This window comes from Streptomyces sp. NBC_01275 (assembly GCF_026340655.1).
Taxonomy (GTDB): domain Bacteria; phylum Actinomycetota; class Actinomycetes; order Streptomycetales; family Streptomycetaceae; genus Streptomyces.
On record NZ_JAPEOZ010000001.1, the window covers coordinates 4,661,656 to 4,687,394 of the forward strand.

General features: G+C 70.0%; 25 protein-coding genes, 1 tRNA gene and 1 pseudogene. 14 read left to right on the top strand and 13 right to left on the bottom strand.

The annotated features are described in order from the left end of the window. Window positions 1-94: 94 nt before the first annotated feature. The 8 genes from OG562_RS20510 (at window position 95) to OG562_RS20545 (ending at window position 4,870) form a co-directional block, all read left to right on the top strand. A complete protein-coding gene (locus OG562_RS20510) occupies window positions 95-289 on the top strand; it encodes a hypothetical protein (RefSeq protein ID WP_266409425.1) in 195 nt (64 codons plus the stop codon). A 375-nt stretch (window positions 290-664) separates the two neighbouring features. After that, the gene (locus OG562_RS20515; protein WP_266409427.1) at window positions 665-1,210 is read left to right on the top strand and encodes a hypothetical protein; all 546 of its coding nucleotides are present in this window, start codon (window positions 665-667) and stop codon (window positions 1,208-1,210) included. A 194-nt stretch (window positions 1,211-1,404) separates the two neighbouring features. After that, complete coding sequence (gene tadA, locus OG562_RS20520) at window positions 1,405-1,836, top strand: tRNA adenosine(34) deaminase TadA (RefSeq protein ID WP_266409430.1); 432 nt, start codon at window positions 1,405-1,407, stop codon at window positions 1,834-1,836. Between the two features lie 69 nt (window positions 1,837-1,905). Then, window positions 1,906-1,990 (top strand) — tRNA-Ser (locus OG562_RS20525). Window positions 1,991-2,119: 129 nt separating this feature from the next. Further along, a complete protein-coding gene (locus OG562_RS20530; RefSeq protein WP_266399832.1) occupies window positions 2,120-2,296 on the top strand; it encodes a hypothetical protein in 177 nt (58 codons plus the stop codon). Between the two features lie 12 nt (window positions 2,297-2,308). Next, on the top strand, window positions 2,309-2,602 hold the full coding sequence (locus OG562_RS20535; protein ID WP_266399835.1) for a Dabb family protein: 294 nt from the start codon (window positions 2,309-2,311) through the stop codon (window positions 2,600-2,602). A 202-nt stretch (window positions 2,603-2,804) separates the two neighbouring features. Continuing rightward, complete coding sequence (locus OG562_RS20540; RefSeq protein ID WP_266409432.1) at window positions 2,805-3,665, top strand: RNA polymerase sigma factor SigF; 861 nt, start codon at window positions 2,805-2,807, stop codon at window positions 3,663-3,665. A gap of 302 nt (window positions 3,666-3,967) precedes the next feature. Next, the gene (locus OG562_RS20545) at window positions 3,968-4,870 is read left to right on the top strand and encodes an RNA polymerase sigma factor SigF (protein ID WP_266399837.1); all 903 of its coding nucleotides are present in this window, start codon (window positions 3,968-3,970) and stop codon (window positions 4,868-4,870) included. Window positions 4,871-5,275: 405 nt separating this feature from the next. Here the strand turns inward: OG562_RS20545 and OG562_RS20550 are convergent, their stop codons facing one another. Continuing rightward, a complete protein-coding gene (locus tag OG562_RS20550) occupies window positions 5,276-5,473 on the bottom strand; it encodes a hypothetical protein (RefSeq protein WP_266399840.1) in 198 nt (65 codons plus the stop codon). 223 nt (window positions 5,474-5,696) lie between these two features. Here OG562_RS20550 and OG562_RS20555 point away from each other — a divergent pair, with 223 nt between their 5' ends. The 4 genes from OG562_RS20555 to OG562_RS20570 all read left to right on the top strand — a co-directional run bounded on the left by OG562_RS20555 (window position 5,697) and on the right by OG562_RS20570 (window position 10,085). Beyond that, the gene (locus OG562_RS20555) at window positions 5,697-6,140 is read left to right on the top strand and encodes a MarR family winged helix-turn-helix transcriptional regulator (RefSeq protein ID WP_266399842.1); all 444 of its coding nucleotides are present in this window, start codon (window positions 5,697-5,699) and stop codon (window positions 6,138-6,140) included. A 22-nt stretch (window positions 6,141-6,162) separates the two neighbouring features. After that, a complete protein-coding gene (locus tag OG562_RS20560; RefSeq protein ID WP_266399845.1) occupies window positions 6,163-8,667 on the top strand; it encodes an MFS transporter in 2,505 nt (834 codons plus the stop codon). Between the two features lie 70 nt (window positions 8,668-8,737). Further along, complete coding sequence (locus OG562_RS20565) at window positions 8,738-9,559, top strand: YceI family protein (RefSeq protein ID WP_266399847.1); 822 nt, start codon at window positions 8,738-8,740, stop codon at window positions 9,557-9,559. Between the two features lie 49 nt (window positions 9,560-9,608). Further along, a complete protein-coding gene (locus OG562_RS20570; RefSeq protein WP_266399848.1) occupies window positions 9,609-10,085 on the top strand; it encodes a PPOX class F420-dependent oxidoreductase in 477 nt (158 codons plus the stop codon). Window positions 10,086-10,207: 122 nt separating this feature from the next. Here the strand turns inward: OG562_RS20570 and OG562_RS20575 are convergent, their stop codons facing one another. From OG562_RS20575 to OG562_RS20610, 8 genes are all read right to left on the bottom strand, one after another. Then, complete coding sequence (locus OG562_RS20575) at window positions 10,208-10,969, bottom strand: TetR/AcrR family transcriptional regulator (RefSeq protein WP_266399851.1); 762 nt, start codon at window positions 10,967-10,969, stop codon at window positions 10,208-10,210. A gap of 42 nt (window positions 10,970-11,011) precedes the next feature. Beyond that, on the bottom strand, window positions 11,012-12,601 hold the full coding sequence (locus OG562_RS20580; protein WP_266399853.1) for an MFS transporter: 1,590 nt from the start codon (window positions 12,599-12,601) through the stop codon (window positions 11,012-11,014). Between the two features lie 119 nt (window positions 12,602-12,720). Further along, entirely contained in the window at window positions 12,721-14,946 is a 2,226-nt protein-coding gene (locus OG562_RS20585) for a glycosyltransferase family 39 protein (RefSeq protein WP_266399855.1), read from the bottom strand. After that, window positions 14,943-16,472 carry a bifunctional glycosyltransferase family 2/GtrA family protein gene (locus tag OG562_RS20590; RefSeq protein ID WP_266399857.1) on the bottom strand — a complete coding sequence of 510 codons (1,530 nt, stop codon included), beginning with the start codon at window positions 16,470-16,472 and terminating at the stop codon, window positions 14,943-14,945. The genes OG562_RS20585 and OG562_RS20590 overlap by 4 nt, the downstream gene beginning before the upstream one ends. Before the next feature lie 14 nt (window positions 16,473-16,486). Beyond that, the gene (locus OG562_RS20595; protein ID WP_266399860.1) at window positions 16,487-18,130 is read right to left on the bottom strand and encodes a HAMP domain-containing sensor histidine kinase; all 1,644 of its coding nucleotides are present in this window, start codon (window positions 18,128-18,130) and stop codon (window positions 16,487-16,489) included. Next, on the bottom strand, window positions 18,127-18,867 hold the full coding sequence (locus tag OG562_RS20600; RefSeq protein WP_266399863.1) for a response regulator transcription factor: 741 nt from the start codon (window positions 18,865-18,867) through the stop codon (window positions 18,127-18,129). The genes OG562_RS20595 and OG562_RS20600 overlap by 4 nt, the downstream gene beginning before the upstream one ends. A 247-nt stretch (window positions 18,868-19,114) precedes the next feature. Then, the gene (locus OG562_RS20605) at window positions 19,115-20,008 is read right to left on the bottom strand and encodes a DUF2797 domain-containing protein (RefSeq protein WP_266399865.1); all 894 of its coding nucleotides are present in this window, start codon (window positions 20,006-20,008) and stop codon (window positions 19,115-19,117) included. Further along, on the bottom strand, window positions 19,929-20,354 hold the full coding sequence (locus OG562_RS20610) for an HGxxPAAW family protein (RefSeq protein WP_266399867.1): 426 nt from the start codon (window positions 20,352-20,354) through the stop codon (window positions 19,929-19,931). Before OG562_RS20610 ends, OG562_RS20605 begins: the two co-directional genes overlap by 80 nt. Before the next feature lie 120 nt (window positions 20,355-20,474). Between OG562_RS20610 and OG562_RS20615 the strand changes: the two genes are divergently transcribed. Further along, entirely contained in the window at window positions 20,475-20,984 is a 510-nt protein-coding gene (locus tag OG562_RS20615; protein ID WP_266399869.1) for a MarR family winged helix-turn-helix transcriptional regulator, read from the top strand. Between the two features lie 311 nt (window positions 20,985-21,295). On the opposite strand, the gene OG562_RS20620 is transcribed toward OG562_RS20615, so the two are convergent. Both OG562_RS20620 and OG562_RS20625 read right to left on the bottom strand, forming a co-directional pair. After that, the gene (locus OG562_RS20620) at window positions 21,296-21,721 is read right to left on the bottom strand and encodes a hypothetical protein (RefSeq protein WP_266399871.1); all 426 of its coding nucleotides are present in this window, start codon (window positions 21,719-21,721) and stop codon (window positions 21,296-21,298) included. Between the two features lie 674 nt (window positions 21,722-22,395). Then, window positions 22,396-22,533, bottom strand: a complete 138-nt coding sequence (locus OG562_RS20625; protein WP_266399873.1) for a hypothetical protein — start codon at window positions 22,531-22,533, stop codon at window positions 22,396-22,398. Window positions 22,534-23,063: 530 nt separating this feature from the next. Between OG562_RS20625 and OG562_RS20630 the strand changes: the two genes are divergently transcribed. After that, window positions 23,064-23,708 (top strand): DUF6000 family protein, encoded by a 645-nt coding sequence (locus tag OG562_RS20630; protein ID WP_266399874.1) that lies wholly within the window; start codon window positions 23,064-23,066, stop codon window positions 23,706-23,708. A 161-nt stretch (window positions 23,709-23,869) separates the two neighbouring features. On the opposite strand, the gene OG562_RS20635 is transcribed toward OG562_RS20630, so the two are convergent. After that, complete coding sequence (locus OG562_RS20635) at window positions 23,870-24,274, bottom strand: hypothetical protein (RefSeq protein ID WP_266399875.1); 405 nt, start codon at window positions 24,272-24,274, stop codon at window positions 23,870-23,872. Between the two features lie 298 nt (window positions 24,275-24,572). After that, window positions 24,573-24,916 (bottom strand): annotated as a pseudogene (locus tag OG562_RS20640) (hypothetical protein); the annotation flags it as partial. Window positions 24,917-25,739 lie beyond the last annotated feature (823 nt).

Below are 25,739 nucleotides of genomic sequence, written 5' to 3' on the forward strand. Positions count from 1 at the left end.
TGGCGTCAAACCCCCCGACGGAGGGAAGGTGGTGGGGACGGAGCCGGGGTACCGGGGTGGTGTGCCTATGCCTGACCTGCCAGATCGACCAGACCTGCCAGACCTGCCGGAGCGCGACGCGCCGGACGCGCCGGAGCCGCCCGAGTCCGACGCCGAGCGCCGCCGACGCCGCGCCCGGTTCCTGCGCGAGCTGGCCGAGGCCCGCGAACTGCGCGACCGAGTCCAGCCGCGCCGCGCGAAGACCGCCCGTCTGCGGCACGCGATGCGCATGCGCACGTTCCGCTGGTAGCGGTCGGCTGCCGTACCGCGTCGTAGGCCCAAGGGGGGCCGGGCGCGGGGGACTTCGGGCCGCCGGAAGATCGCCGACGTCACGGGCGTTGCGGGGGTGGGCGTGCGTGGGCGCATCGGAAAGCCGCGTACGATCCGCTGTTGGCGGCAACGAGTGCGCTGGTGGGTTGCTTGCGGGCGTGTCACGTACCTGCGCGGTACATGCGCACGGCCCGCGATCAAAACAGCCGGACACAGGGAGCCGAAGACGTCCCCTTGACGCCTTGTTTCTGCCACGATTCCGAGTGGGTGGGGCTCGGAGCACAGCTCTCCCCGCCCATAGCCTCCGCCGGGGGGACCCCCAACCGGCACGCCTATGACCAGTGGGAGAGTCACGGTGTACTTCGCCGCACTGCTCGCGCGCACCGAAGACGGGTGGGAAGCGAGCGACACAGAGCTCGACGATGTGGAAACCCTGTCGGATCTGGCCGACCTGGCCCGGGAAGCCTCTCCCGACGAGGACACGGTGCTCGTGCTGATCGAGCAGGAGGACTCCTGGTTCGGGGTCGTCCGCATCGACGGCGAGGAGGACCCTCGCATCTACGTCTCCGACGCCGCTGCCGCCGCCCGCAGCTCGTACGGCGAGCTTCTGCTCACCGACGAACTGCTCGGAAGGGATCCGGACGACGACGACCCGGATCTGGACGCCCTCGACCTCGACGGCACCGAGGACGGTGAAGACGAGGACGAGGACGACGACGGGACCGAGGACGCCGGGACCGGCGGCTCCGCCGAGGCCGTGCCGCACGGCCCGGTCGGCGACAGCCGCATCCTCGACGACCTCGGCGTCAGCGAGAAGGAGCTGAAGACGCTGTCGGACGACGCGCTCAGCGAGATCGCCGACGCCCTGGGCGCCTCGGAGGTCCTGGAGACCGTCCGCTGACCGCATCCGTCGAACCGGGCGAGCCGGGCGAGCCCAGGAAGCCGAGCGAGCCGAGCGAGCCGGGTGCACTCGGTGCACCCGGTGCACCCGGTACATCGGGTCGCGACGACGACCCGGTACCGGTGCTGGACCCGGCACTCGACTCCGGAGTCGATCCCCCGGTCGATCCCGTACGCGACCGCTGGCGGGCTCCGATGCGGCTCGCCCTGGACGAGGCCCGGCTGGCCGTCCGGGGCGGGGACGTGCCCGTCGGCGCCGTCGTGCTGTCCGCCGACGGGACGACGGTCCTCGCCGTCGGCCACAACGAACGCGAGGCCGGCGGCGATCCGACGGCCCACGCGGAGGTCCTCGCCGTCCGGCGGGCGGCGGCGGAGATCGGGGAGTGGCGGCTGACCGGCTGCACGCTCGTCGTGACGCTGGAGCCGTGCACGATGTGCGCGGGCGCGATCGTCCAGTCCCGGCTGGACCGGGTCGTCTACGGCGCCCGCGACGACAAGGCGGGCGCGGCCGGCTCCCTCTGGGACGTCGTCCGCGACCGACGCCTCAACCACCGGCCCGAGGTCGTCGAGGGCGTCCTCGCCGACGAGTGCGCCCAGTTGCTCACCGAGTTCTTCCGCAGCCGCTGAATCAGCCCGTGCAGCAGCCGCCGCAAACCGATTTCAAACCACGCCCCACCTTGTTGTAAGGTCTCTCTCGGTAGCGTGTCCGAGCGGCCGAAGGAGCTCGCCTCGAAAGCGAGTGTGGCGCAAGTCACCGAGGGTTCAAATCCCTCCGCTACCGCTGACAACACCCTCTGATCGTGGAAACACGGTCAGGGGGTGTTCTGCTTGTCAGGAGAAATGATCTGATGGTTACACTCACGGCCGGCAACAGGGGGCCCCAGGGGTCAGCACTCACAGGGAGGCCGCCGTGGCGGTGAACGCCAAGAAGATCGCCGTCTACGTACTCGTGGTCTTCGCGCTCTACGTGATCATCACGGACCCGTCCAAGGCGGCCGACTACGTCCAGATAGGCTTCGAGGGCATATCGGACGCCGCCAAGGCCATCGGCGACTTCTTCACCTGGCTCGCCGACGGGGCCAAGTAGGGAGTAGTGCCCATGATCCGCCACCTGGTCCTCTTCAAGCTCAACGAGGGCGTCGAGCGCGACGACCCGCGGGTCGTGCGGGGCGAGGCGGCCTTCCGCGGTCTCGGCGACGAGATCGGGGAACTGCGCTTCTGGGAGCTGGGCTGGAACGTCAGCGACCGGCCCATCGCCTACGACTTCGCGATCAACTCGGCGGTCGAGGACGTGGACGCGCTGAAGCGGTACATCGAGCATCCGGCCCATCAGGCGGGCGTCGCGCTGTGGCGCGAGTTCGCCACGTGGGTGGTCGCCGACTACGAGTTCTGAGCCCCTCGCTCAGGAGCCCCCCGCCGGAACGGCGGGGGGCTTTCGTGCGCATTACGCCCCAACTTGCCCCTCAACACGGCGTAACACGGTGATATGCGGTGCTTGCACACAGTGCACATGTCTTGTGATGCTATGACCGCTATTGACGGATGAGTTGACCGACGAGTGCCCGTTGAGTGTCCGATGTGTGACCGATGAAGAGGTGGCGTTGACCGTGTCGGCCAGTACTGCGCCGCCCCAGGAAACCGCGGAAGCCCCGCCGACCCCGCAGCCGACCCCGCAGCCGACCGCGCCGCGCAGCCGCGGCGCCGACACCCGGGCCCTCACCCAGGTGCTCTTCGGCCAGCTCAAGGGGCTCCAGCCGGGCACGCCGGAGCACAACCGGGTGCGCGGGGCGCTCATCGAGGCCAACCTCCCGCTCGTGCGCTACGCCGCCGCCCGCTTCCGCTCCCGCAACGAGCCGATGGAGGACGTCGTCCAGGTCGGCACCATCGGCCTGATCAACGCCATCGACCGCTTCGACCCGGAGCGGGGCGTGCAGTTCCCGACGTTCGCGATGCCGACGGTCGTCGGCGAGATCAAGCGGTACTTCCGCGACAACGTCCGCACGGTCCACGTCCCGCGCCGGCTGCACGAGCTGTGGGTCCAGGTCAACAGCGCGACCGAGGACCTGACCACCGCCTTCGGCCGTACTCCGACCACGGCCGAGATCGCCGAGCGGCTGCGCATCGCCGAGGACGAGGTCCTGTCCTGCATCGAGGCGGGCCGCTCGTACCACGCGACCTCGCTGGAGGCCGCCCAGGAGGGCGACGGCCTGCCGGGCCTGCTGGACCGCCTCGGCTACGAGGACCCGGCCCTGGACGGCGTGGAGCACCGCGACCTCGTCCGCCACCTCCTGGTCCAACTCCCCGAACGCGAACAGCGGATCCTTCTCCTGCGCTACTACAGCAACCTCACGCAGTCCCAGATCAGCGCGGAACTCGGCGTCTCCCAGATGCACGTGTCCCGGCTACTCGCGCGTAGCTTCCAGCGACTTCGCTCCGCGAACCGCATCGAGGCGTGACCCGACACGCCCCTCGAAACGTCACTCGATCCGGGATCGCAAGCGCGACCGAGTCGTCACCGTTGAGAGCGAATCGCTCAACAGGGCGCTTCCCGACAGATCTGGGCTGAAAAACCGTCACACCCCCTCTTTCCAGGGCTGATTCGTTACAGAGATGTCGACATGTCACTACAGCGTGTTGCCGACATGTGACATTCTGCGGGAAGCGCGTTTGCCGGGGCCTCGGCTCCGGTATTCAGGTGAAGGTCGACGTTCCTCAACCGGGAGCGATCGCGACCGTCCCGCGACCCAAAGGGGGTGGCATGTCCGCAGACCAGGGCAGCTCGAAGGTGCTCACGCTCATGAAGAGCGAGGCCTCGCCCGTCGCGCCTGTCGAGCCCGACGTACTCGACAGCGTCACGGCCCCCGAGGCCGCGCCTGCCCCGGCCCTCCCGGCCACCGGGGCCATCGACACCCGCACCCTGTCCCGCTCCCTGTTCCTGCGACTGGCCGCGCTCGCCGAGGACAGCCCCGAGCGCGTCTACGTCCGGGACACGCTCATCGAGCTCAACCTCCCGCTCGTCCGGTACGCGGCGGCCCGCTTCCGCTCCCGCAACGAGCCGATGGAGGACATCGTCCAGGTCGGCACCATCGGCCTGATCAAGGCGATCGACCGCTTCGACTGCGAACGCGGCGTGGAGTTCCCGACGTTCGCGATGCCGACCGTCGTCGGCGAGATCAAGCGCTTCTTCCGCGACACGTCGTGGTCGGTGCGCGTGCCGAGGCGACTGCAGGAGCTGCGACTGGCCCTCACCAAGGCCAGCGACGAGCTCTCGCAGAAGCTGGACCGTTCGCCCACCGTCGCCGAACTGGCCGCGGTCCTGGGCGTGTCGGAGGAGGACGTGGTCGACGGCCTGGCCGTCGGCAACGCGTACACGGCGTCCTCCCTGGACTCCCCGGCCCCCGAGGACGACGGCGGCGAGGGCTCCCTGGCCGACCGCCTCGGCTACGAGGACACGGCGCTGGAGGGCGTGGAGTACCGCGAGTCCCTCAAGCCGCTCCTCGCCAAGCTCCCGCCCCGCGAGCGGCGCATCATCATGCTGCGCTTCTTCGCCAACATGACCCAGTCCCAGATCGGCGAGGAGGTCGGCATCTCCCAGATGCACGTCTCCCGCCTCCTCACCCGGACGCTGTCCCAGCTCCGCGAGGGCCTGATCTCCGACTGACCCCGGCCGTCCGGCCATCCCGGGCCGGAGGCCTCCTTCCTGACGGAGCGACAGCCACGCTGGCGCGATGCGAGAAGGGGCGACACGGACACGTGGCCGTCGAGGCGCCGCACTGGGCGCGTCGGCGGCCGCCGTCGTGTCCACCGCGATCGGTCCGGCGGGCGGACGGGGGCGGGGACGGGGACGAAAACGGAGACGGGAGCCTCAACTCGGCTGCCGGGCGGGGCAGTACAGCCGTGACAGGCCATACGGGCGACACGAGCGGTACAGGGGGGACAGTGCAGCCCTCCTCCGCGCAGTCGGCCCCGACGACACCGACTCCGCGGACGTTACGGGGAATGACCGCACGCCGAAGCCGCACGCCGCGCCCATGAGCCGACGTGCGGAAACGTACGCGTACGCGGGTTACTTCAGCGCCAGCCAGGCCACCGCGGCGACGACCGCCACCGCGACGACGATGCCGATGATCAGGCCGATGCGGGGACCCGCGGGGGCCACCGCCTGCTGCTGACGGGCCTGGGGGGCCTCGTCGACGAACGCGCGGAACATCTGGGTGCTGCCGGCGGGGTCGTGGTTGCCCTGGGGGCCCTGGGTGTTAGCCATGTCCCGAGACACTAGCGAATCCCGGGGTACGACCCAAGCGCGGGCTCCGCCCCGACCCACGGGGGGCTCCACCCTCGCACCAGCCCCCCTTACCTGCCCGTTTACGTTCGCAATACTTGCCTTTGCCAAGTCTTTGTTTCACCCCCCTGCCGTTTTATTTGCCTGTAGCAACCAACCAGCTCTATGGTTGCTCGGAGCAACGATATGGGAGGGGTGAGCGGCGATGGCCGAGCGGGCGCAGTACGAGGAGCTGATCCGTCAGTTCAGCGCCTTCGGCGCCGTACGCCGGGAGATGGGACGGATCCTGCCGGGCGACTGCCCGAGCGGCTCCGCCGCCGTGCTGGCGCTGCTGGGCCGCTACGGCGACATGCGCATGAGCAGGCTCGCGGAGCTGCTCGCCGTGGACATGTCGGTGACCAGCAGGCATGTGACCCATGTGGCCGACCGCGGCTGGATCGACCGTTCCCCGGACCCGGCCGACAAGCGCTCGCGCATCCTGCGCCTCACCCCGGCGGGCCGCGACCAGGTCGACGAACTGTCCCTGCGCACCTGCCGGATGCTCGCCGAGCGGCTGGACGACTGGAGCGACGACGACGTCGCCCAGCTCACCCGTCTCATGGCCCGCCTCAGGGCCGACTTCGAACAGACCACCCGTACACCCGCATAAGCATCACCAGAGAAGGAAGACCATGGCAACGACCACACCAGCCGGTGTGCGGGCCCACGCCAAGCACGGGGGAGGCTCCACCGGCCCCTCGGGCGAGGTCCAGATGACGCACCGGCAGATCATGGAGGCGCTCTCCGGGCTGCTGCTCGGCATGTTCGTGGCGATCCTGTCGTCCACGATCGTCTCCAACGCCCTGCCCGAGATCATCGGCGACCTGGGCGGCGGCCAGTCCGCGTACACCTGGGTCGTCACCGCCGCGCTGCTGTCCATGACCGCGGCCACGCCCCTGTGGGGCAAGCTCTCCGACCTGTACAGCAAGAAGGCGCTCGTCCAGATAGCGCTCGTCATCTACGTGCTGGGGTCGGCGGCCGCCGGACTCTCGCAGAACGCCGGCACACTGATCGCCTTCCGCGTCGTGCAGGGCATCGGCGTCGGCGGTCTCTCCGCCCTCGCGCAGATCGTGATGGCCGCGATGATCTCCCCGCGGGAGCGCGGCCGTTACTCCGGCTACCTCGGCGCGACCTTCGCCGTCGCCACCGTCGGCGGCCCGCTGCTCGGCGGCGTCATCACCGACACCTCGTGGCTCGGCTGGCGCTGGTGCTTCTACGTCGGCGTGCCCTTCGCCGTCATCGCGCTGATCGTGCTGCAGAAGACCCTGCACCTGCCCGTGGTCAAGCGCGAGGTCAAGGTCGACTGGGGCGGCGCGTTCCTGATCTCCGCCGCGGTCTCCCTGCTGCTGCTGTGGGTCACCTTCGCCGGTGACAAGTACGACTGGGTGTCGTGGCAGACGTACACGATGGTGGCCGGTTCGATCCTGCTCGGGCTGCTGTTCGTGCTCGTGGAGTCGAAGGCCAGCGAGCCGATCATCCCGCTGCGGCTGTTCCGCAACCGCACCATCACCCTGTCGTCGCTGGCCTCGCTCTTCGTGGGCGTCGCGATGTTCACCGGCACGGTGTTCTTCAGCCAGTACTTCCAGCTGGCGCGGGACAAGTCGCCGACCATGTCGGGCGTCATGACGATCCCGATGATCGGCGGACTCTTCATCTCCTCCACCGTCTCCGGCCAGTTCATCACCCGGACCGGCAAGTGGAAGCTCTGGCTGGTCGGCGGCGGTGTGCTGGTCACGGCCGGCCTCGGCCTGCTCGGCACCATCCGGTACGACACGGACTACTGGAAGATCGCCATCTTCATGGCCCTGCTGGGTCTCGGCATCGGCATGATGATGCAGAACCTGGTCCTCTCCACGCAGAACCAGGTCGCCCCGTCCGACCTCGGCTCGGCCAGCTCCACGGTCACCTTCTTCCGTTCCCTCGGCGGCGCGGTCGGCGTCTCCGCGCTGGGCGCGGTCATGGCCCACCGGATCACCGACTACGCCAAGGACGGCATCGCCGGCCTCGGCCCGCAGTACGCGTCCCTCGCCTCCGGTTCGAGCAGCGACTCCATCCCGGACATGGACAAGCTGCCCGCCCCGCTGCGCACGGTCATGGAGAGCGCGTACGGTCACGGCATCGCCGACGTCTTCCTCATCGCCTCGGCGCTGGCGCTGCTCGCCTTCCTGATCACGCTGTTCATCAAGGAGGTGCCGCTCAAGACCCGGGGCGGCATGGCCCAGGCGGCCCACGCCGACACTGCCACCGACGCCGACACCAAGACCAACACCGTCGCCGTCGCCGAGACCAGGACCGAGACCAAGACCGAGCCCGAGCCCGAGCCCGAGCCCGAGACGACAACCGCCGTCGCCTCCCCCACCAACAGCGCTTCCGCCGTCGGCGTCCCGGTGCACGGCTTCGTCCGTGGTGCCGAGAGCACGCCTCTCGCGCAGGCCGCCGTCACGCTGATCTCCCTCGCCGGACGTCAGCTGGGCCGGTCGGTCGCCCAGGCCGACGGCTCCTACGCGCTGGACGCGCCGGGCACGGGATCGTATGTGCTCATCGCCTCCGCGGACGGGTTCCAGCCGCAGGCGTCCACGATCGTCGTGAACGGCGAGCCGGTCGCGTACGACGTGCTGCTCAGCGGGACCAGCGGGCTGACCGGGGTCGTGCGGGCCGGCGAGTCCGGTGCGGGCGTCAAGGACGCGATGGTGATCGTCACCGATGTGCGCGGGGATCTGCTGGCCACCGCAACCAGCGGCGAGCAGGGCGAGTTCTCCTTCACGGAGCTGGTGCCGGGCGCCGTGACCGTCGCGGTGAACGCCGCCGGGTTCCGGCCGAGCGCCCTGCCCGTGGAGATCGGCGCGACGGGCGTGACCCGTGCGGAGGTCGTCCTCGACGCGGGCGCCCAGCTCCACGGCGTCGTACGGGCGCCGCACGGTCCGCTGGCCGACGCGCGCGTGACGCTCGTGGACGCGGCGGGCAACGTGGCCGGCTCGGCGACGACCGGTGCGGACGGGGCGTACGCCTTCGCGGATCTCGACGCCGGCGAGTACACGGTCATCGCGACCGGCTACCCGCCCGTGGCCGCCGCGCTGACCGTCGCCGGATCCGGCGTCGACGGTCATGACATCGAGCTCGCCCACCCGGGGGAGTAGGACGGACGGTCCCGGTGGGCGGTGGGGTGCGCCCCGCCGCCCACCGGGCTCTTTGGAGGAGTTACCCGAGATGGCACTGACCGCGAGAATCCGCACCAGGGACGGCTGGGCCGTGTCGCACGCCGTCGTCACGGTGACCGACATGACCGGCGCCCAGGTGCTGCGGGCGGAGGCGGACGACGAGGGCGCCGTACGGGATGCGACCGGGCTCGCGCCCGGGCCGTACACCGTCATCGTCACGGCCGTCGGGTACGCGCCCGCCGCGGCCACCGCGATCGTGACCGCGGGAGGACGGGCGGAGGTCGGGACGGTCACCCTCGCCCGGCAGGGCGGGACCGAGCTGCCGCCGCCCGGCCCCTGGACCGTCGACCCCGCGCACTCCACGGTCGGCGCGGTCGCCCAGCACCTGGGCATCTCCAGCGTGCGCGGCCGGTTCACGGAGTTCTCGGCGGCGATCGAGGTCGCCCCGGACGACCTCGCCAAGTGCCGGGTGGAGGCGGTGATCCAGGCGGCGTCCATCGACACCGGCAACGGCATCCGCGACGCCCATCTGCGCTCGGCGGACTTCCTGGACGTCGGGACGCACCCGGAGATCGTCTACCGCTCGACCGGGCTGACGGCGGCGGGCCCGGACCGCTGGACGGTCCACGGCGACCTGACGATGCGCGGCATCGCCCGCCCCGTCGACCTGGACCTCGCCTGCCTCGGCACCGGCTCCGACCCCTGGGGCGGCACCCGGGCGGCCTTCCGGGCGACGGCGGAGCTGCACCGCGAGGACTTCGCCATGAACTACAACCAGGTCGTCCAGGCGGGCATCGCGGCCATCGGCACCACACTGAAGGTGGAACTGGAGGTCCAGGCGGTGCAGGGGGACGCGCTGCCGCAGGCGTAGGCCTGTCAGGCTCAGCCGGGACGGGCGGGCGTGCGCCTAGGCTGGCCCCATGGCACCGAACATCGCGACGAACACCACGGTCTCCCTGGACGATCTGCTGGACTTCGTACGGCCCCGGCACCGCGCGATCCTGCTGACCCGGCGGGCCGACGGCAGCCCCCAGGCCTCGCCGCTGACCTGCGGGGTCGACGACTCGGGGCGGATCGTGGTCTCCACGTACCCGGAGCGGGCCAAGACCCGCAACGCCAAGCGGGACCAGCGGGTCAGCCTCCTCGTGCTCAGCGACGACTGGAACGGACCGTGGGTCCAGATCGACGGCTCCGCCGAGGTGATCGACACGCCGGACTCCGTCGAGCCCCTCGTGGAGTACTACCGCAACATCGCCGGAGAACACCCCGACTGGGACGAGTACCGGGCGGCCATGGTCAAGCAGGGAAAGTCGATCATCCGGGTCACCCCGGAGCGGTGGGGGCCGGTGGCCACGGGCGGGTTCCCGGCGCGGCTGGTCGCCGACCAGCAGGACTGAACCCGGCGAAGGTCAACCGACGGACGGAGTCCGGCGTGGCGTCCTGAAGCCTGCACGGCGTCCCGAAGCCTGCGCGGCGTCCCGAAGCCTGCGCGGCAGTGCGAGGAACGCGGACGACAGGGTCAGCCGCGTTCCGCCATCGCCTCGATGCCCGCGATCAGCAGGTCCAGGGCGAAGTCGAAGTCCCGCTCCCACATCTCCTCCACCGTGCCGCCGCCCCGGGCCGCCACGATGTCCTCTGACTCCCTGACGACGTCGGCGGCCTGCGGGGCCCGGATCACGGCGCTCATGGCGTGCTGGAAGTACTCGTCCGGGGTCATGCCGACGGCCGTACAGCGGGCGATGAAGTGGCCCTCGATCGTGCCGAAGCCGTACACGAACTGGAAGACGGAGGAGACGGCGGCCGCCAGACCGCGCGTGGGCAGCCCGGTACGGCGGATGACGTGCTGGACCGCGCGGGAGAAGGCCAGGTTGTTCGGGCCCACGTTGAGGAAGGTGCCCGCCAGCGGCGACAGCCACGGGTGATGGACCAGCAGCGTGCGGTAGGACCGGGCCAGCGCGCGCAGCTGCTCGCGCCAGTCCTCGTCCGCGTCCAGGTCGGGCAGGCTCAGCTCGCCGAAGGCCGCGTCCAGGGCGAGTTCGAGGAGGTCGTCCTTGGTGTCGACGTACCAGTAGACGGACATCGCCGTCACGTTCAGCTCGGCCGCCAGCCGTCGCATGGAGAACTTGGCGAGCCCCTCGGCGTCCAGCAGCCGCACGGTGACCTCGGTGATCCGCTCCCGGTCGAGCCCGGACGGCTGCCCGCCACCGCCGCGTCCGCGCCGGCGTGCCTTGCCTTCCAGCCAGACGCTGCGCTGCGCGGCTTCCCCGGCGGTCTCGGCCATGGCAGGGCACCTTCCTGGAGTTCCCGGTCCTTGGTGAAGATGCTAGGCCGCGGCGCTCCCTTCAGGGGCCAGGGGCAGCACCGGCGGCTTCTCGTCCCGTTCCGCCCTGCGCAGCAGCACCGACGCCACGACGCCGCCGATCAGCACGGCCAGCGCCCCCACCAGCTGGCTGCTCTCCAGCCCGGAGGCGAACGCGTCGGTGACGGCCCGCTTCTCCTTTGCCGACCCCGCGGCCGCGAGGGCCGCCGGCAGCGACCCCGCCGCGACCGGAATCGCCGCCGCGAACCGCGAGTTGAGCACCGCCCCGAGGACGGCCACCCCCAGCCCGTTGCCGAACTCGGCCAGCGTGCCGTTGACCCCGGCCCCGACGCCCGCCTTCTCCGGCGGTATCGCGCTCATGATGGCGTTGGCCATGGCCGGGTTGGCTAGCGCGGCGCCCACCCCGATGAGCACCAGCCCGAGCAGCAGCCCGGCGTACCCGTGGGTCGTGAGCAGCGCGATCGACACCAGGCCGCCCGACATCAGCACCATCGCGAGCAGGACCGCCGTCGGCGCCCCCAGCTTCCCCGTCCACTTCGCCGACAGCCCGGAGAAGTTCAGCGCGATGATGGTCAGCGCCAGCGGAGCGGTCCGCAGGCCCGCCTCCAGGGGGCCGTATCCGAGGACGAACTGGAGGTGCTGGGTGAGCAGGAACAGCGCGCCGGCCATCCCGAAGGTGATCAGCACCATGCCGGCGACCGCGCCCGTGAACCGGCGGTCGCGGAAGAAGTGCAGGTCGAGCATGGGGTACGGGATCCGGCTCTCCCAGTAGGCGAACCCGGCGAGGACGGTCACCGCCACGGCCCCGCTCACCAGCACCCGCGCCGACGTCCAGCCGTGCGACGGGCCGGAGATGATCGCGAAGACGAGTGCGGTCATGCCGATCGTGGAGAGGACCGCGCCCGGCAGGTCGGGCCGGTCGCCTTGGCCCGGAGCTCCGGGGGTTGCCCCCCGGGAGGATTCGGCCTTGGACTCGGGGACCAGGACGACGACCGCGGCCAGGGCCAGCGCCGCGACCGGCAGGTTGATCAGGAAGATCGCACCCCACCAGAAGTGGTCGAGGACGAAGCCGCCGATGAGCGGGCCGGTCGCGAAGCCCAGCGCGTTCACCGCGGCCCAGACGCCGATCGCCCTCGGCCGTTCCTCGGCCGTGAAGATCTGCATCACCACGGCGAGGGTGGTGGTCATCAGCAGCGCGCCCCCGACGCCCATTCCGGCGCGCGCGGCGATCAACTGTCCCGTGCCGTCCGCGAGCCCGGCCGCCAGCGAGCCGACGCCGAACAGCGCCAAGCCCGTGATCAGCATCTTCTTACGGCCGTAGCGGTCGGCGGCGCTGCCCGCGGTGAGCAGCAGGCCGGCCTGCACCAGCGAGTAGGCGTTGATCATCCACTGGATGTCGGCGGTGGCCGCGTGCAGCTCGCGGGTGAGCGAGGGGATCGCGACGTTCAGGACGGTGTTGTCGAGCAGGACGGTGAGCTGCGCGAGGCAGATGACGCCGAGGATCAGCCAGCGTTGGGGGTGTCCTTGGGGAGTCGGGGACGGGGGCGGGGACGGGGACGACGGGGAGGGGGACTGGGACGGGGACGAAGTCATGCCGTACACCGTAGAAGGGTTCCCATACGCTGTACAACAGGGTTGCGAAGAAGGGCGGTGGCATCAAGCCACCGCCCTTCTCTTCTCTCAGCCCGGTCGGCGAACCGGCGAACCCGCCGTCAGCTGCTCGCCTTCTGCGTCAGGTCGTAGAAGGTGGCCGAACCGACCGTCACCTTCTTGAAGTTGGCCTCGACCCAGGAGGTGATCTGCGAGGACGTGCCGCTGCTGCTGCCGCTCATGCCGCCGCCGGAGCCACTGCTGATGAAGTAGTGGATCTTGCCGTCGGTCACGTACTGCTTGAACTGCGCCAGCGTCGGCGACGGGTCGGTGCCGTTGAAGCCGCCGATCGCCATCACCGCGTCACCGGTGGCGAGTTGGTAGCTCGCGGCGTTCTGCGCGCCGATCGCGGCCGCGGCCCAGGTGTACTTGCCGGAGTCGGCCTCCAGCAGCTTCTTGGCCTCGTCGGTGACCGAGGCGCCGTTGAGCAGACCGCCGACACCGCCACCGCCGCCCATGCCGCCGCCGTCGCCGGTCTGGCCGCCCTGCTGGTTCTGACCCTGGCCCTGGCCCTGCGTGCCGCCGGTGCCGTTCTGGGTGTTGCCGTTGCCGTTCTGCTGGTTCTGGCCGGGCATGCCGCCGCCGGGGAAGCCGCCGGCGCCGCCGCCCTGCTGGCCCTGACCCTGGGTGTTGCCGTTGCCGTTCTGGGTCTGGCCGCCGGGGCCGCCGCCGTTGCCGCCGAAGCCGCCCCGACCGCCGCCACCGGGACCGCCGCCGCCCATCATGCTCGCGCCGGCCGGACCGGCGGTGACGATGGAGCCGGTGTGGCCCTCCTGCAGGGTGCTGATGGTGTACGCCGTGGGTCCGGCCAGCGCGGCCACCAGGCCCACGGAGGCCGCCGCGAGGGCGAGCTGACGGTTGATCCGGCCCACGAAGATCAGGCCGAGGGCCGCCGCGAGGCCGCCGATCAGGACCAGCCACTTCAGCCAGGGCAGGTAGTCGGAGGTGCGGTTGAGCAGGACGTACGACCAGGCCGCCGCCGCGACGACCGAGGCCGCGAGGGTGATCGAGGCCCACAGCTCGGACCGCTTCTCCCACAGGACGCCGGCGCCCATGCCGATCACGGCCGCCATGTAAGGGGCGAGGGCCACCGTGTAGTACTGGTGGAAGATGCCCGCCATGTAGCTGAAGACGACCATGGTGATCAGCAGCGAGCCGCCCCAGACGAGGAACAGACCGCGGGTCGTCGACGTCCGCTTCAGCTTGCGGGTGGCGACCAGACCGCCGACGAGCAGGACCAGCGCGGCCGGCAGCAGCCAGGAGATCTGGCCGCCGATCTCGGAGTTGAACATCCGATCCCAGCCGGTCTCGCCCCACTGCCCGGTGCCGCCTGCGCCACCGCCGCCGCCGACGCTGCCGGTCTCCTCGCCGTTGAGGCGGCCGAGACCGTTGTAGCCGAAGGTCAGTTCGAGGAAGGAGTTGTTCTGCGAGCCGCCGATGTACGGGCGGGAAGAGGCGGGCCACAGCTCGACGATCGCGACCCACCAGCCGCCGGACACGATCAGCGCGCCGGTCGCGACGGCCAGCTGACCGAACCGCTTCTTCAGACCCACCGGGGCGCACACCCCGTACACGATGGCCAGCGGCGGCAGGATCAGGAAGGCCTGCAGGGTCTTGGCGAGGAACGCGAAGCCGATCGCGACCCCGGCCCACACCAGCCACTTCGTCCGGCCGTCCTCCAGCGCGCGGGCCACCATGTAGCAGGCCACGGCCATCAGCAGGGCCAGCATCGCGTCCGGGTTGTTGAACCGGAACATCAGCGCGGCGACGGGGGTGAGCGCGAGCACGGCGCCCGCGATCAGACCGGCCGCGGGGCTGAACCGGCGGCGCACGGAGGCGTAGACGACGGCGACCGTGCCGACGCCCATCAGCACCTCGGGAGCGAGGATCGCCCACGAGTTCAGGCCGAAGATCCGCACCGACAGCGCCATCGGCCACAGCGACGCCGGAGGCTTGTCGACGGTGATGGCGTTGCCCGCGTCCAGCGAGCCGAAGAAGAAGGCCTTCCAGCTCTGGCTGCCGGCCTGGACGGCCGCGGAGTAGAAGGAGTTGGCGTAGCCGGAGGCGCTCAGGTTGTACAGGTAGAGGAGCAGGGTGGCGGCCAGCAGGCCGAGGAAGGCCGGGCGCGCCCAGCGGGGGTCCTCGGGGCGGCCGCGCCACAGTCTGCGGACGAAGGGCTGCTTCGGCTCACCCGACCCGGGCGCCGTGGCGGCCGGTTCCCCGGGGGCCGCGAGCACGTCGGCCTGCGGTGTGTCCCAGGTGGTCGTCTGATCGAGGTGGGTGGTCATCGGGGGTCCCCCGCGTCGGTGTCGTGGGGGCGCACGGGCTGCAGCCGCATGGTGGCGTCCCTCCAGGTGCCGTCCGCGGCTTCGCCGGCGCGGAACTGAGTAGTGCTGGTGGTGGCACCGGTGGTGGTGCCGGCAGTGCTGGTGCTGTGCGGGTGGTCGACCTGGCGGCGCTGCGGCAGCGGCGCGTACGCGCCGCCGGCCTGCGGAGAGCCGGTCGGGTACGTCGGTGCGGAGGCGCCCGCCGTGGGGTGGGCGGCGACCACGGCGGTCGTCGGGTCCTCGCCCTCGCGCCGGTCGGAGAACACCCACACCCGGAAGAGCAGGAAGCGCAGCACGGTCGCCGCGAGGTTGGCGGCGATGAGCACCGCCAGCTCGGTGGAGTGCGCCGGGCTGGAGGTCGCCGCGTTCAGGGCGACGAGGGATCCGCTGGTCAGCGCGAGGCCGATGCCGAAGACGACCAGGCCCTGCGCCTGGTGCCGGACGGCCCCGCCGGGCCCGCGCACCCCGAAGGTGAGGCGGCGGTTGGCGGCGGTGTTGGCGACCGCGGAGACCAGCAGCGCGAGCGCGTTGGCGACCTGCGAGCCGCCGAACTGGCGGAAGGCGCTGTACAGCGCGAGGTAGAAGAGGGTGGACAGGGCGCCCACGACACAGAAGCCGACGAGCTGGCGGGCCAGGCCCTTGGGTACGTCCATGATGTCGCGGTCGCGGGGGTCGTCGCCGAACGGCCTGGTCAGCCGGTCCAGCGGCAGAGAGCCGCCGGCCAGCGCCTTCCCCACGCGCCACACCCCCTTCAGGTCGTCGGTCGCCGTCTTCACGATGTGCACCGTGGAGTTCGGGTCGTCGACCCAGTCGACCGGCACCTCGTGGATACGAAGACCGGCCCGCTCGGCCAGGACCAGCATCTCAGTGTCGAAGAACCAGCCGGTGTCTTCCACCAGGGGGAGCAGAACTTGTGCCACGTCACGCCGGATCGCCTTGAACCCGCACTGCGCGTCCGAGAAGCGGGCCTGGAGCGAGCCGCGCAGGATCATGTTGTACGCCCGGCTGATGAACTCCCGCTTGGTCCCGCGCACGACACGGGAGCTACGGGCGAGCCGGGAGCCGATCGCCAGGTCGGAGTGGCCGGAGATCAGCGGCGCCACCAGCGGCAGCAGCGCGTTGAGGTCGGTGGACAGGTCCACATCCATGTAGGCGAGGATCGGCGCGTCCGAGGCCGACCAGACGGTCCGCAGCGCACGGCCGCGGCCCTTCTGCTCGAGCCGGAAGGACTTGACCTCCGGGATCCGCGTCTCCAGCCGCCGCGCCACCTCGGGAGTGGTGTCCGTCGACGCGTTGTCCGCGATCGTGATGCGGAACGGGTACGGGAACGTACGCGCCAGGTGGTCGTGCAGTCTCTGGACGCACGGCTGGAGGTCCTTCTCCTCGTTGTAGACGGGGATCACTACGTCCAGGACAGGCGTACCGGCTGCCGCGGCCGGGAGGTGCTCCCGCGCCGGCAGGGTGCCGGGAGAAGAGTCGGTTCGCATGTCAACGACTTTCGTCAAGCGCCCTGTTGCACCCATGTGGTGGCACTGTGCTCGACCTGTGAGTCGAGTTGCCAGTTCGTTTCGGGCGCGGGCTGGGGCACGGCGGGGGCAAGCGCGGGCAAATGCACCGTAAAGACGGTCTGCCCGGGCACGCTGTCGACGGTCACGGCGCCACCGTGCGCGGTCGCCACGGCCTGCACGATGGCGAGGCCCAGACCGGTCGAGCCCGAGGCGCGGGAGCGCGAGGAGTCACCGCGCGCGAACCGTTCGAAGACGTGCGGAAGCAGATCGGGCGGGATGCCCTGACCGTTGTCCTGGACGTCCACGCACAGCCACGGCCCACGCCGCTGCACCCGTGCGGTGACGGTCGTACCGGGCGCGGTGTGCGTACGGGCGTTGGCCAGCAGGTTGACGAGCACCTGTTGCAGCCGTGCCGCGTCGGCGGACACGAGGGCGGGCTCGTCGGGAAGTTCCAGGCGCCAGACGTGGTCGCGTCCGGCGGCGCGGGCGTCGCTGATCGTGTCGATGACCAGCGGTACGAGGTCGGTCTGCTCGAACTGCAGCGGGCGACCCGCGTCGAGGCGGGCGAGCAGCAGCAGGTCCTCGACGAGGAAGGTCATCCGGCCGGCCTCGGACTCGATGCGGCCCAGCGCGTGCTTGGTGTCGGGGCCGACCTCCTCCCGTCCGCGCCGGGTCAGCTCGGCGTATCCCCTGATGGAGGCGAGGGGGGTGCGCAGCTCGTGACTGGCGTCCGCGACGAACTGGCGGACCCGCATCTCGCTCTCCTGGCGGGCGTGCAAGGCGCCGTGGACGTGGTTCAGCATCCGGTTCAGCGCGGCGCCTACCTGGCCGACCTCGGTGTGCGGGTCGGTCTCGGACTCCGGGACACGCTCGCTGAGGTTGACCTCGCCGGTGTGCAGGGGGAGTTCCGAGACCCGGGTGGCGGTCGCGGCGACCTTGCGGAGGGGGCGGGTGGCGACACTGACCATCACGGTGCCCGCGAGGGCCGCGGCGATGAGACCGGCGACGGTGAGGCTGATCTCGACGATGATCAGGGTGTTGATGGTGTTGTCGACGTCGGAGGTCGGGATGCCTACGTAGTAGTCGCCGTTGTTGCCGTGGATGTACTGGACCCGGTAGGTGCCGAGACCGGAGATCTCGACGGTGTGCCGTTTCCCGTCCTGCGAGACCGAGCCGAGCACCTTCATCTGGGCCTCGGTGAGTCCCTCGGGGTCCATCCGCGGGATGTTGTTGTCGTCGTTCTTCTTCTCGCCGACCTTGCCGCTGGTGATCGAGCCGTTCTCGACCTTGGCCGCGAGGGCCCTCTGCGGCCCCGGGCCCTGGGAGACGAACTCGTCGAGGGTCATCTGCTTCTGGGGCGCGTTGGTGTTGCCGTTGGCGGTGCCGTTGCTGTTCTTGGCGCCGTCCTTGCCACCGGGTCCTCCGGCGGGGCCGCCGGAGAGGCGCATGGTGGCCTCCTTCAGGGAGCCGTCCAGCTGCCCGTACAGATGGTCCCGCAGCACCAGGGTGGTCACGGTGCCGATCACCGCGCAGATCACGGCGATCAGGGTCACGGACACGACGACGAGCCTGGTCCGCAGGGTGCGCGGCTTCCCCGCTCGTCTCTTCTGCGGACGCGGCCGTCGTCGCCCGCTCATGAGGCCGCGGGCTTGATCAGGTACCCGGCGCCACGCCGGGTGTGGATCATCGGCTCACGCCCCGCGTCTATCTTGCGGCGCAGGTAGGAGATGTACAGCTCGACGACGTTGGCCTGGCCTCCGAAGTCGTAGGACCACACGCGGTCCAGGATCTGCGCCTTGCTGAGCACGCGCCGCGGGTTGCGCATCAGGAAGCGCAGCAGCTCGAACTCGGTGGCGGTCAGGTGGATGTTGTCCCCGGCGCGCGAGACCTCGTGGCTGTCCTCGTCGAGGGTGAGGTCCCCGACGACGAGCACGGAGTCGGAGCGCCGGTCTGCGGCGCCGGAGCGCCGGATCAGTCCGCGCAGCCGGGCCACGACCTCTTCGAGGCTGAACGGCTTGGTGACGTAGTCGTCGCCGCCGGCGGTGAGCCCGGCGATACGGTCCTCGACCGCGTCCTTGGCCGTGAGGAACAGCACCGGAACGTCCGGCAGCTCGCGCCGCAGCCGCCCCAGGACCGTCAGCCCGTCCATGTCGGGAAGCATCATGTCCAGGACGACGGCGTCGGGACGGAAGTCCCGCGCGGTCTGGATGGCGCCCGTGCCGTCGCCGGCACTCCGGATCTGCCATCCCTCATAGCGCAGGGCCATGGACAGCAGCTCGGTGATCGACAGCTCGTCGTCCACCACAAGCACTCGGACGGGGCTCCCGTCCGGCCTCAGCAGTTCGGTGCGCCCCTGGGGCGAGGTCGTGGTCATGGAAGACACCATGTCGGTGCCCTCTGAGAGCACGCTTTCCCTTGTCTGTGATTTTCCTGAGAAACGCACAGCCGGCTCTCAGGGAACCGGGACCCCTTGCGCGGAACACCCGCGTTCGCCCCACTTCACACCCCTGGATGATCACCCCGAGGTCCTGATTCCCCGATGGAATTCCTTTAGGAAACCTGTCACAGCCGCCGGGAAACCTGTCACAGCCGCCCCGCCCCTCACTCCTGCCGGTCCCGCATCAGAACAAACCGTCCTGAATCTGCCCCCTCCCCTTCCGTCTCCCGAGCTCCCGCACCGGCAGCCCGACCTCCCCGGCCCCTTCCGCAGCGCCCGCCGGAACGAGCTCCCACCCCCGCATCAACCGGGTGTCGAGCACCACGGTCCCGCCCCGGGCGGCCAGATGCAGATCGGGCCCGGCGGCCGCCACCAGCTCCCCGCTCACCGCACCCCCCGCGACCAGCTCGCTCACCTCCCCGACGGCGACCGGAACCCCGTCGAGCCCGAACGCCCGCACATGATCGACGACATGAAGGGGCTCACACGCCAAGGACTCGGGCCACCCGGCCAGTTCCACGGCCCGCGCATACAACTCCCGCACCTCACGGGCCCTTTCCTCCTCCGTCTCCGGCAACGAGGAGCGCACTGCGCGCTTCTCGACGTACGGGATCCGGTCCGGCACCCGCAGGGCGGCGCGCAGCAGCTCCTCGGTCCGCCGGGCGGCCATCAACGGCCCGACGCCGAGCCAGCCGAAGCAGACGGCCCCCTGCTCCAGCAGCCGTGCCGACCCCCGCTCGACCGCCGTGATCCCGACCTTGACGAGCCCGGGCCCGAACCAGGCGAGATACACCCGGTACGGCCGTGGATCGTCCGCGATCCCGTCGGCGGCGACGGAGTGCGCCCGATCCAGCCGCGCACACTCCTCGCACCGTCCGCCGGTGCTCCTCCCCGAGATCCCGGCCCGCACCGGACACGCATGCCCCCGAGCCCCGACACACACCCGCACACCCCCCTCCGCGACCCCGAAGGCCACCCGCTTCCCCCAGGACAAGGGGCTACGACGCCCCCCGTCCCACATCAGCACCGGACCCTCCGCCGACCACCGCAGCCCCGTGCACTTCCATGCCTGTGCCATCACCCCCCACGGTAGAACCCGCCACTGACAACGCCCCGACAGCCGTCCGCCCCCGCCCCGCGAGCCGACACCCCGCACACCCCGAATGCCCGCCCCGCGCCCCCGAGTCCCGCACCCGCATCCCCCACTCCGCCCGCGGCCGCACCCCCGGCGGCTTGCCCCACCCGGCGAGATGCAGTCCCCAGGTGACGAGCACGCTCACGCCCACGACGACCAGCCCGCCGGCGATCGCCGCGGCGGACCCGGCGCACACACCCACCCCCGCCAGGGCGGCCCCGACGGCCGCGACGGCCACCCCCGTCCAGCCGGCGACCGTATGCCCCTCGTCGTATATATGTTCGGACATCAAGATCCCTCGCGATCTAAGAGGTTATGAACATGAACCTCTTACAAGGTAAGAGAAGTGGAAAGCAGATAACAAGGACCCAGCACGAACCACTGGCCGAAGAGGAAGCAAGAACCCGCGATGACTGCCGACCCGCCGGTCCCGCCGCCGCCGTCCCGCCCGGCCGCCACCCCCGAACAAGCGCTCGCGGCGATGGACGACCTCATCGCGGCGTCGATGGTCGGCCAACAGGAGATGGCCCAACGCCTGGGCCTGAACGTCTCCGACCTCACCTGCTTCGCCTACGTCCTCCAGGCCGGCGAGAACCTCCTCACCGCCGGTGACCTCGCCACCCGCGTCCAGGTCACGACCGGCGCGGTGACCGGGATCCTCAACCGCCTGGAACGCGCCGGCTACGTCACCCGCCGCCCCGACCCCGAAGACCGCCGCCGAGTCCGCGTAGCCGCGGTACCGTCCGCGGTAGCCCGCGTACACGCCTTCTACGAGCCCTACTACGCCCGCCTGAACACCCTCTTCGCCGACTACTCCCCGGCCGAGATCGCCGTCCTGACCGACTGGTTCACCCGCGCGACGGGCCTTGCCCAGGCGTATCGGGGGGAGCTGCGGATGCGGGAAGGGGGCGACGGGTGACGTCGAGGCCCGCACACCGATGTCCGTCGCGGGACGCGAGGTGGTCGGCTACGTCTGCGACGGCTGCGCGCATACCTGGTCCCGTCCGGTCGAGGACGAGCTGGAGGTCTACGACGTCGTCAGGGTGGACCTCCCCGACGCCACGCTCTACGGCACGGTCTGGCAGGTCGAACGCGACCGCGTCCAGGTGCGCGGCACGGGCGGGAGTGGCTGCTGTGGGTCGAGCGCTGGCGAGTCATCGTCTACTGAGGTCCCGGGGTGGCGGAGTGCCGGAGTGCCGGAGTCGCGGGGTGCCGTAGTCCCGGCTGGCGTCAGGCGAAGTCCGGGTTTGTCAGGTCGATGGTGAGGGAGTTGCCGAGGTTGTTGGTGAAGGTGGCCAGCGAGCCGTGGACCTCCGCCCGCTCGAACGGATTGGACTCCAGCAACGACACCACCCACACCAGGTTCTCGTCCTGATCGAGCCGGGCGAAGAAACCCTCAGAACCCAGCGAACCGTCGCCGCAGCACATGTATCCCGACCCGTCCGGCAGTTCCGCCAGACCCTGCGGATGGATGTCGGCCCTGGTCAGACACTCCGGATCGTCGGCCAGCAGCGCATCCAGGTCGAACGGCTCGGCCACGTCGAACCAGGACAGCTCCGGGCCGTCCACCTCGACCACCCGAGCGGAACCGTCCGCACGAAACAGCCCGTCCACCGCGGGCCGTTCCTGCGCGAGCCACAGCTCGACGATACGCATCGTGTTCACTGCCTCTTCCTGCTCATCGCTTCTTCCTCCACGGCAACTCGGCGCTTGCGGCCGTTCGGATTTTGCTCCCGCGGAAGCTTGATGTCAGCCGCTGCCGCGGCTTAGCCTCGGCATCCGTGCCGTCTTCCCACCGGAAGTGTTCATGCCTCGCCGGCCCCCAGGCGAGATCAGGGCCGGGCGGTCCTCTGCGAGGACGCCCAGCAGCAGACGAGTCATCACGGGTCTGTCTGCTGCGACAAACCGGCAGATCACCCAGTTCGAGACGCGGCACAGGCTGCCCCTCGGGCACGTCGCACACGCCTTCCAGGCCTGGTCCCTCGCCCTGCACAAGTGGCCGGAAGAGGGTCCCAACTACGGATACGGAACCACGCTCTGGAGAGACGGGCACGCCCGAAGCCTCCTGGCAGGCACGGCGGCGGGCATGAAACGCAGCGCCCGTCGAGAGTTTCTGGCAGCCCTGGCGCCTCTGGACACAAGGTTCCTCAAGCGGACACTCCAAGACCCGTACGCCTCGGCCGACGATCCTTGGTGGAAGCGCCGTATCCGACCATGAGCCGCTCGGCCTCCTGCTCGTAGCTCTGGGGCTGGTGTCGGCAACGGGGATGAGCTTTTCCCAGGCCCTGGACACGTTCATCTGCGTTCATGGGCGGCCGACCGCCCATGTCCTAGAACCGGCCTCGCCACCACAACACGTCCAGGCTGTCAGCCGGGATGACCCTGGCCCTCGCCAGGATCTTCTTGTCGAGGGCCCGCACGAGGACGCGCAACTCGCGCGCGCTCTTCCCGGGCAGTGCGTGAAGCACGGCTTCGAGGTGCCCGCGGAAGTCGACGCCGTAGCACCCGCACGCAAGGATGCCGCAATCAGGACCTGCGACCGGGTCTACAAGTTGCCTGAGAGGGCCATGGGCACGAACCCTCCAGTGCCAGAACGCCTCTTCCGTGGCTTCGGGCCAGAAGCGGGTCCGCTCCAGCCGCCGCAGGTCAGCTGTGCAAGAGCCTGAAAGGCGATCGATCAACGGGTACCGCCGCGGCCTCAGAGGCCGGACGGAGAGGTCGCCCCGCAGGGCTGACGGGCGCCTACGCGGCATTGCCCCTTCGGTTGTCGGTCATGGGAGGGAAGGTACAGAACCACGCGCCAGGCAGCCACCGCGTATCCGGTGCCCGAAGCCCGAAGCCCACAGATCGGAGGGCGGAGATCGGAGGGCGGAGGGCGGAGGGCGGAGGGCGGAGCTCGGGAAGCTGGGTGCGCGGATGGATCGGCTGCACACAGGGTTGAGTCTCCCGACCGGCCGGACCGCTGGTCTGACAGCTTCGGCCGTACGAGGATGCTGTCATGCGCCACACCGACGAAGAGGATGAGCCGCTCAGGTTGATCCGCCGCTACGTCACGCCCGACCGCCGGTACCTCAAAGTCGGCGGCGGCCTTCTCGGTATGAGTGGGCGCGACCGGGCCCGGTTCATGAAGAAGCTGGGCAAGGCTGCCGGTGAGATCAGTCCTCGTGAACTGGGCATGCTGCTCGACCGAGGATGGCGCGAGCGCAAGACGGCGGCCTGGCTCATCGCCGTTGCCGGCAGAACCGAGTTCCGGGAACGTCTCGGCGAACTCCTGCTCGCCAGCGAAGGGCCCTACGCGGGGCAGGCCTACTGTGTCGCTCTGGCCGCCTTCGGCACCTCTGCCGACGCCGACCCCTTGGTCGCCTACCTCGACCGCTATCTGCCCCGCCCTGACCTCTACTACGACCAGGAAGCCGCCCTCGGCGCGCTCTTGCTGCTCGACGCCAAGCTCGGTGCTGACCACGCGGCCCGGTTCCTCGCCCCGGACGGACTCTGGCAGCAGTGGATCGACGGGCCGCCCAGCAAGGACCGCGACGCCCCGGACAGCTACCGAGAGTTCATCGGTCAGCTCTGCGCTTTCGCCGATGAAAGTGCCAAGCACTGTCCGACACGCAGGCCTGGTGTGACCCCTCACCGGCGGTAGCCGCCGGTAGCCACCACCCCTCTCTGTCAGCCTTGGCTGAGCTCCCGTGAGGGCCGACGACAGTCAGCCACGCCGGCGGGGTTCACGAGCCCGGTGTTCCTGAAGCGGTGAGGGGTGGTCGCCACGGCGGAAGCCGTGCCGACCACCCCCCTATGCGTCAACTACGACGTGGCGTGACCAAAATTCATGTTGTACGTCTTCGAGCCGTGGTACTCCAGCACCGCGATGGTGACGTCCCGCTCTTCGCCGAACCAGTTGTAGGACTTCGAGACGCACTTGCCGTCGTTGTCCTTGTCCACAAGGGTGTGGATCGGGCTGTCCGCACCGTCGCCGCCACCGGTCAGGTAGAACTCGACCTTGACCGCCCGGTTGTTGGTCTTCAGGTCGCAGACCGTGACCTTCTCCTTGTTGCCGCTCTTCACATCGGCGTCGAAGTAGGCCTTGCCGCCCTTGTTGTCCGTGTACACCCAGCCGCTGTCCGCGGAGGCGTAGGCCTGAGTCGAGGCCCCCAGCACCAGGGCCGCTATTCCGGCAACCACTGATGCCGCCCGATTCATCCGTCGCATGAAAGTGCTTCTCTCTTTTATCTCACTGTCAATTCCCTTTGTGCAGAGTGCACTTGGGATGCGAGAAGCCGTGAGCATATCTCCGGACGGAGGGTGAGCCAGAGGACCGCGTCGATCTCCACAGAACGTCAACGGAGTGTTGACCGGGAATTTACCCCTGGCCAGTCACTCGGATAGTTGCCCTCGTCATTGCCGTGCGGGGACCTCCGGGCATGAGTTACGACTTGGCGTGACTGAAGATGTGGAGGACGCCTCCCCTTGGGCCGCAGGACCGCTGATCGGCGATGCCGGCGGTCCTGGTCAGGCGGCGGTATCCGACCAGAAGCGCCACCAGGCCGACGAAGGCGAGGAAGACGAGGAAGACGAGGAAGACGAGGAAGACGAGGAAGACGAGGAAGTGTTCCGGCTTCCGCTCGTAACGGCGGCGCAGGCGTCGGCGACCTGCCGGGACACAGTCCTCTCGACGACCACCTGGCGGTGACGGTCGAGCCGCGTGGACGACTCGACGCCCTTGTTGGGCAGGACGACGACGGCGGGTCCGCGGCGGGAGCGGATCGGCGGAATCCCGCACACGAGCGGCTTCAGACCGAGGCTGTCGCGCATGTCGGCGGCGGAGACACCCAGCGGCAGTCCGCTCCGATCCGGTCCGGTCCGGTCCGGTCCGGTCCGGTCCGGTCCGTGATGAGGTGGACCTTCGCACCGTGGGCCAGGCCGACCCGAACACCGGCGGCAACGACCGCCAGGTGCAACCCGAGGTGGCCACGAGGATTCGAACCTGCAACCTTGCTGGTGGTGACGGGAGTTGCTGAACTACGCGCGCACATCGGATGCGCGCTCAGCGAGACGGCCAGCTAGTACCAACCGGTGCAGGCGATTTCCGAACGATTCCCCGCCTTGCCGCACGCCCGCATCACGTACCCAGCATCGTTACGGGCGACTGTGTACACCTCGCGACGGCCTCGCCGGATCTTGGTCACGTCCAACTGTTTCCAGGTCTGTCCCCCGTTGGCGGACCAGTCGACCCAGACCGAGTCACCGGGTGAGCCGTTGAAGATATGACCCCAAGCGCACCGGGTACCACGGTGATAGCGCAGTTCGATCTTCCGCCACCAGACCCCGGCGGTACCGACTACCGACGTGTAGCGCGGGTCCCACGAGTTGGGGTTACTACCGGCAGGACATGTCCACCAGTCGGCCGCAGCGGCCGGTGTGGCACCTCCGATCGGCACGACGATCGCTCCACTCAGCACTAACGCCCAGACCAAGCTGGTCGCTTTGCCTCGACGTATTCGCACAAGCGACATACTGATCCTCCCCCTGCCGCACCCATCCGGACTAGATGGGAGTAATCAGGATGGCCGTCACAAAAGCCTCTGTCTCCCGCCAAGAACAGGCGCACGAACGTACGGTCATAGCTCGCGCAAGAGCGTGCGCCCCCGCTGTAGCTACGCACCCCGGTACGGCA

Bases quoted from the DNA above. Each gene is read 5' to 3' on its own strand.
- tadA (WP_266409430.1), top strand. From the start codon at position 1,405: ATGCGGCTCGCCCTGGACGAGGCCCGGCTGGCCGTCCGGGGCGGGGAC.
- OG562_RS20535 (WP_266399835.1), top strand. From the start codon at position 2,309: ATGATCCGCCACCTGGTCCTCTTCAAGCTCAACGAGGGCGTCGAGCGC.
- OG562_RS20545 (WP_266399837.1), top strand. From the start codon at position 3,968: ATGTCCGCAGACCAGGGCAGCTCGAAGGTGCTCACGCTCATGAAGAGC.
- OG562_RS20550 (WP_266399840.1), bottom strand. From the start codon at position 5,473: ATGGCTAACACCCAGGGCCCCCAGGGCAACCACGACCCCGCCGGCAGC.
- OG562_RS20555 (WP_266399842.1), top strand. From the start codon at position 5,697: ATGGCCGAGCGGGCGCAGTACGAGGAGCTGATCCGTCAGTTCAGCGCC.
- OG562_RS20560 (WP_266399845.1), top strand. From the start codon at position 6,163: ATGGCAACGACCACACCAGCCGGTGTGCGGGCCCACGCCAAGCACGGG.
- OG562_RS20565 (WP_266399847.1), top strand. From the start codon at position 8,738: ATGGCACTGACCGCGAGAATCCGCACCAGGGACGGCTGGGCCGTGTCG.
- OG562_RS20570 (WP_266399848.1), top strand. From the start codon at position 9,609: ATGGCACCGAACATCGCGACGAACACCACGGTCTCCCTGGACGATCTG.
- OG562_RS20575 (WP_266399851.1), bottom strand. From the start codon at position 10,969: ATGGCCGAGACCGCCGGGGAAGCCGCGCAGCGCAGCGTCTGGCTGGAA.
- OG562_RS20580 (WP_266399853.1), bottom strand. From the start codon at position 12,601: ATGACTTCGTCCCCGTCCCAGTCCCCCTCCCCGTCGTCCCCGTCCCCG.
- OG562_RS20585 (WP_266399855.1), bottom strand. From the start codon at position 14,946: ATGACCACCCACCTCGATCAGACGACCACCTGGGACACACCGCAGGCC.
- OG562_RS20590 (WP_266399857.1), bottom strand. From the start codon at position 16,472: ATGCGAACCGACTCTTCTCCCGGCACCCTGCCGGCGCGGGAGCACCTC.
- OG562_RS20595 (WP_266399860.1), bottom strand. From the start codon at position 18,130: ATGAGCGGGCGACGACGGCCGCGTCCGCAGAAGAGACGAGCGGGGAAG.
- OG562_RS20600 (WP_266399863.1), bottom strand. From the start codon at position 18,867: ATGACCACGACCTCGCCCCAGGGGCGCACCGAACTGCTGAGGCCGGAC.
- OG562_RS20605 (WP_266399865.1), bottom strand. From the start codon at position 20,008: ATGGCACAGGCATGGAAGTGCACGGGGCTGCGGTGGTCGGCGGAGGGT.
- OG562_RS20610 (WP_266399867.1), bottom strand. From the start codon at position 20,354: ATGTCCGAACATATATACGACGAGGGGCATACGGTCGCCGGCTGGACG.
- OG562_RS20615 (WP_266399869.1), top strand. From the start codon at position 20,475: ATGACTGCCGACCCGCCGGTCCCGCCGCCGCCGTCCCGCCCGGCCGCC.
- OG562_RS20620 (WP_266399871.1), bottom strand. From the start codon at position 21,721: ATGCGTATCGTCGAGCTGTGGCTCGCGCAGGAACGGCCCGCGGTGGAC.
- OG562_RS20630 (WP_266399874.1), top strand. From the start codon at position 23,064: ATGCGCCACACCGACGAAGAGGATGAGCCGCTCAGGTTGATCCGCCGC.
- OG562_RS20635 (WP_266399875.1), bottom strand. From the start codon at position 24,274: ATGCGACGGATGAATCGGGCGGCATCAGTGGTTGCCGGAATAGCGGCC.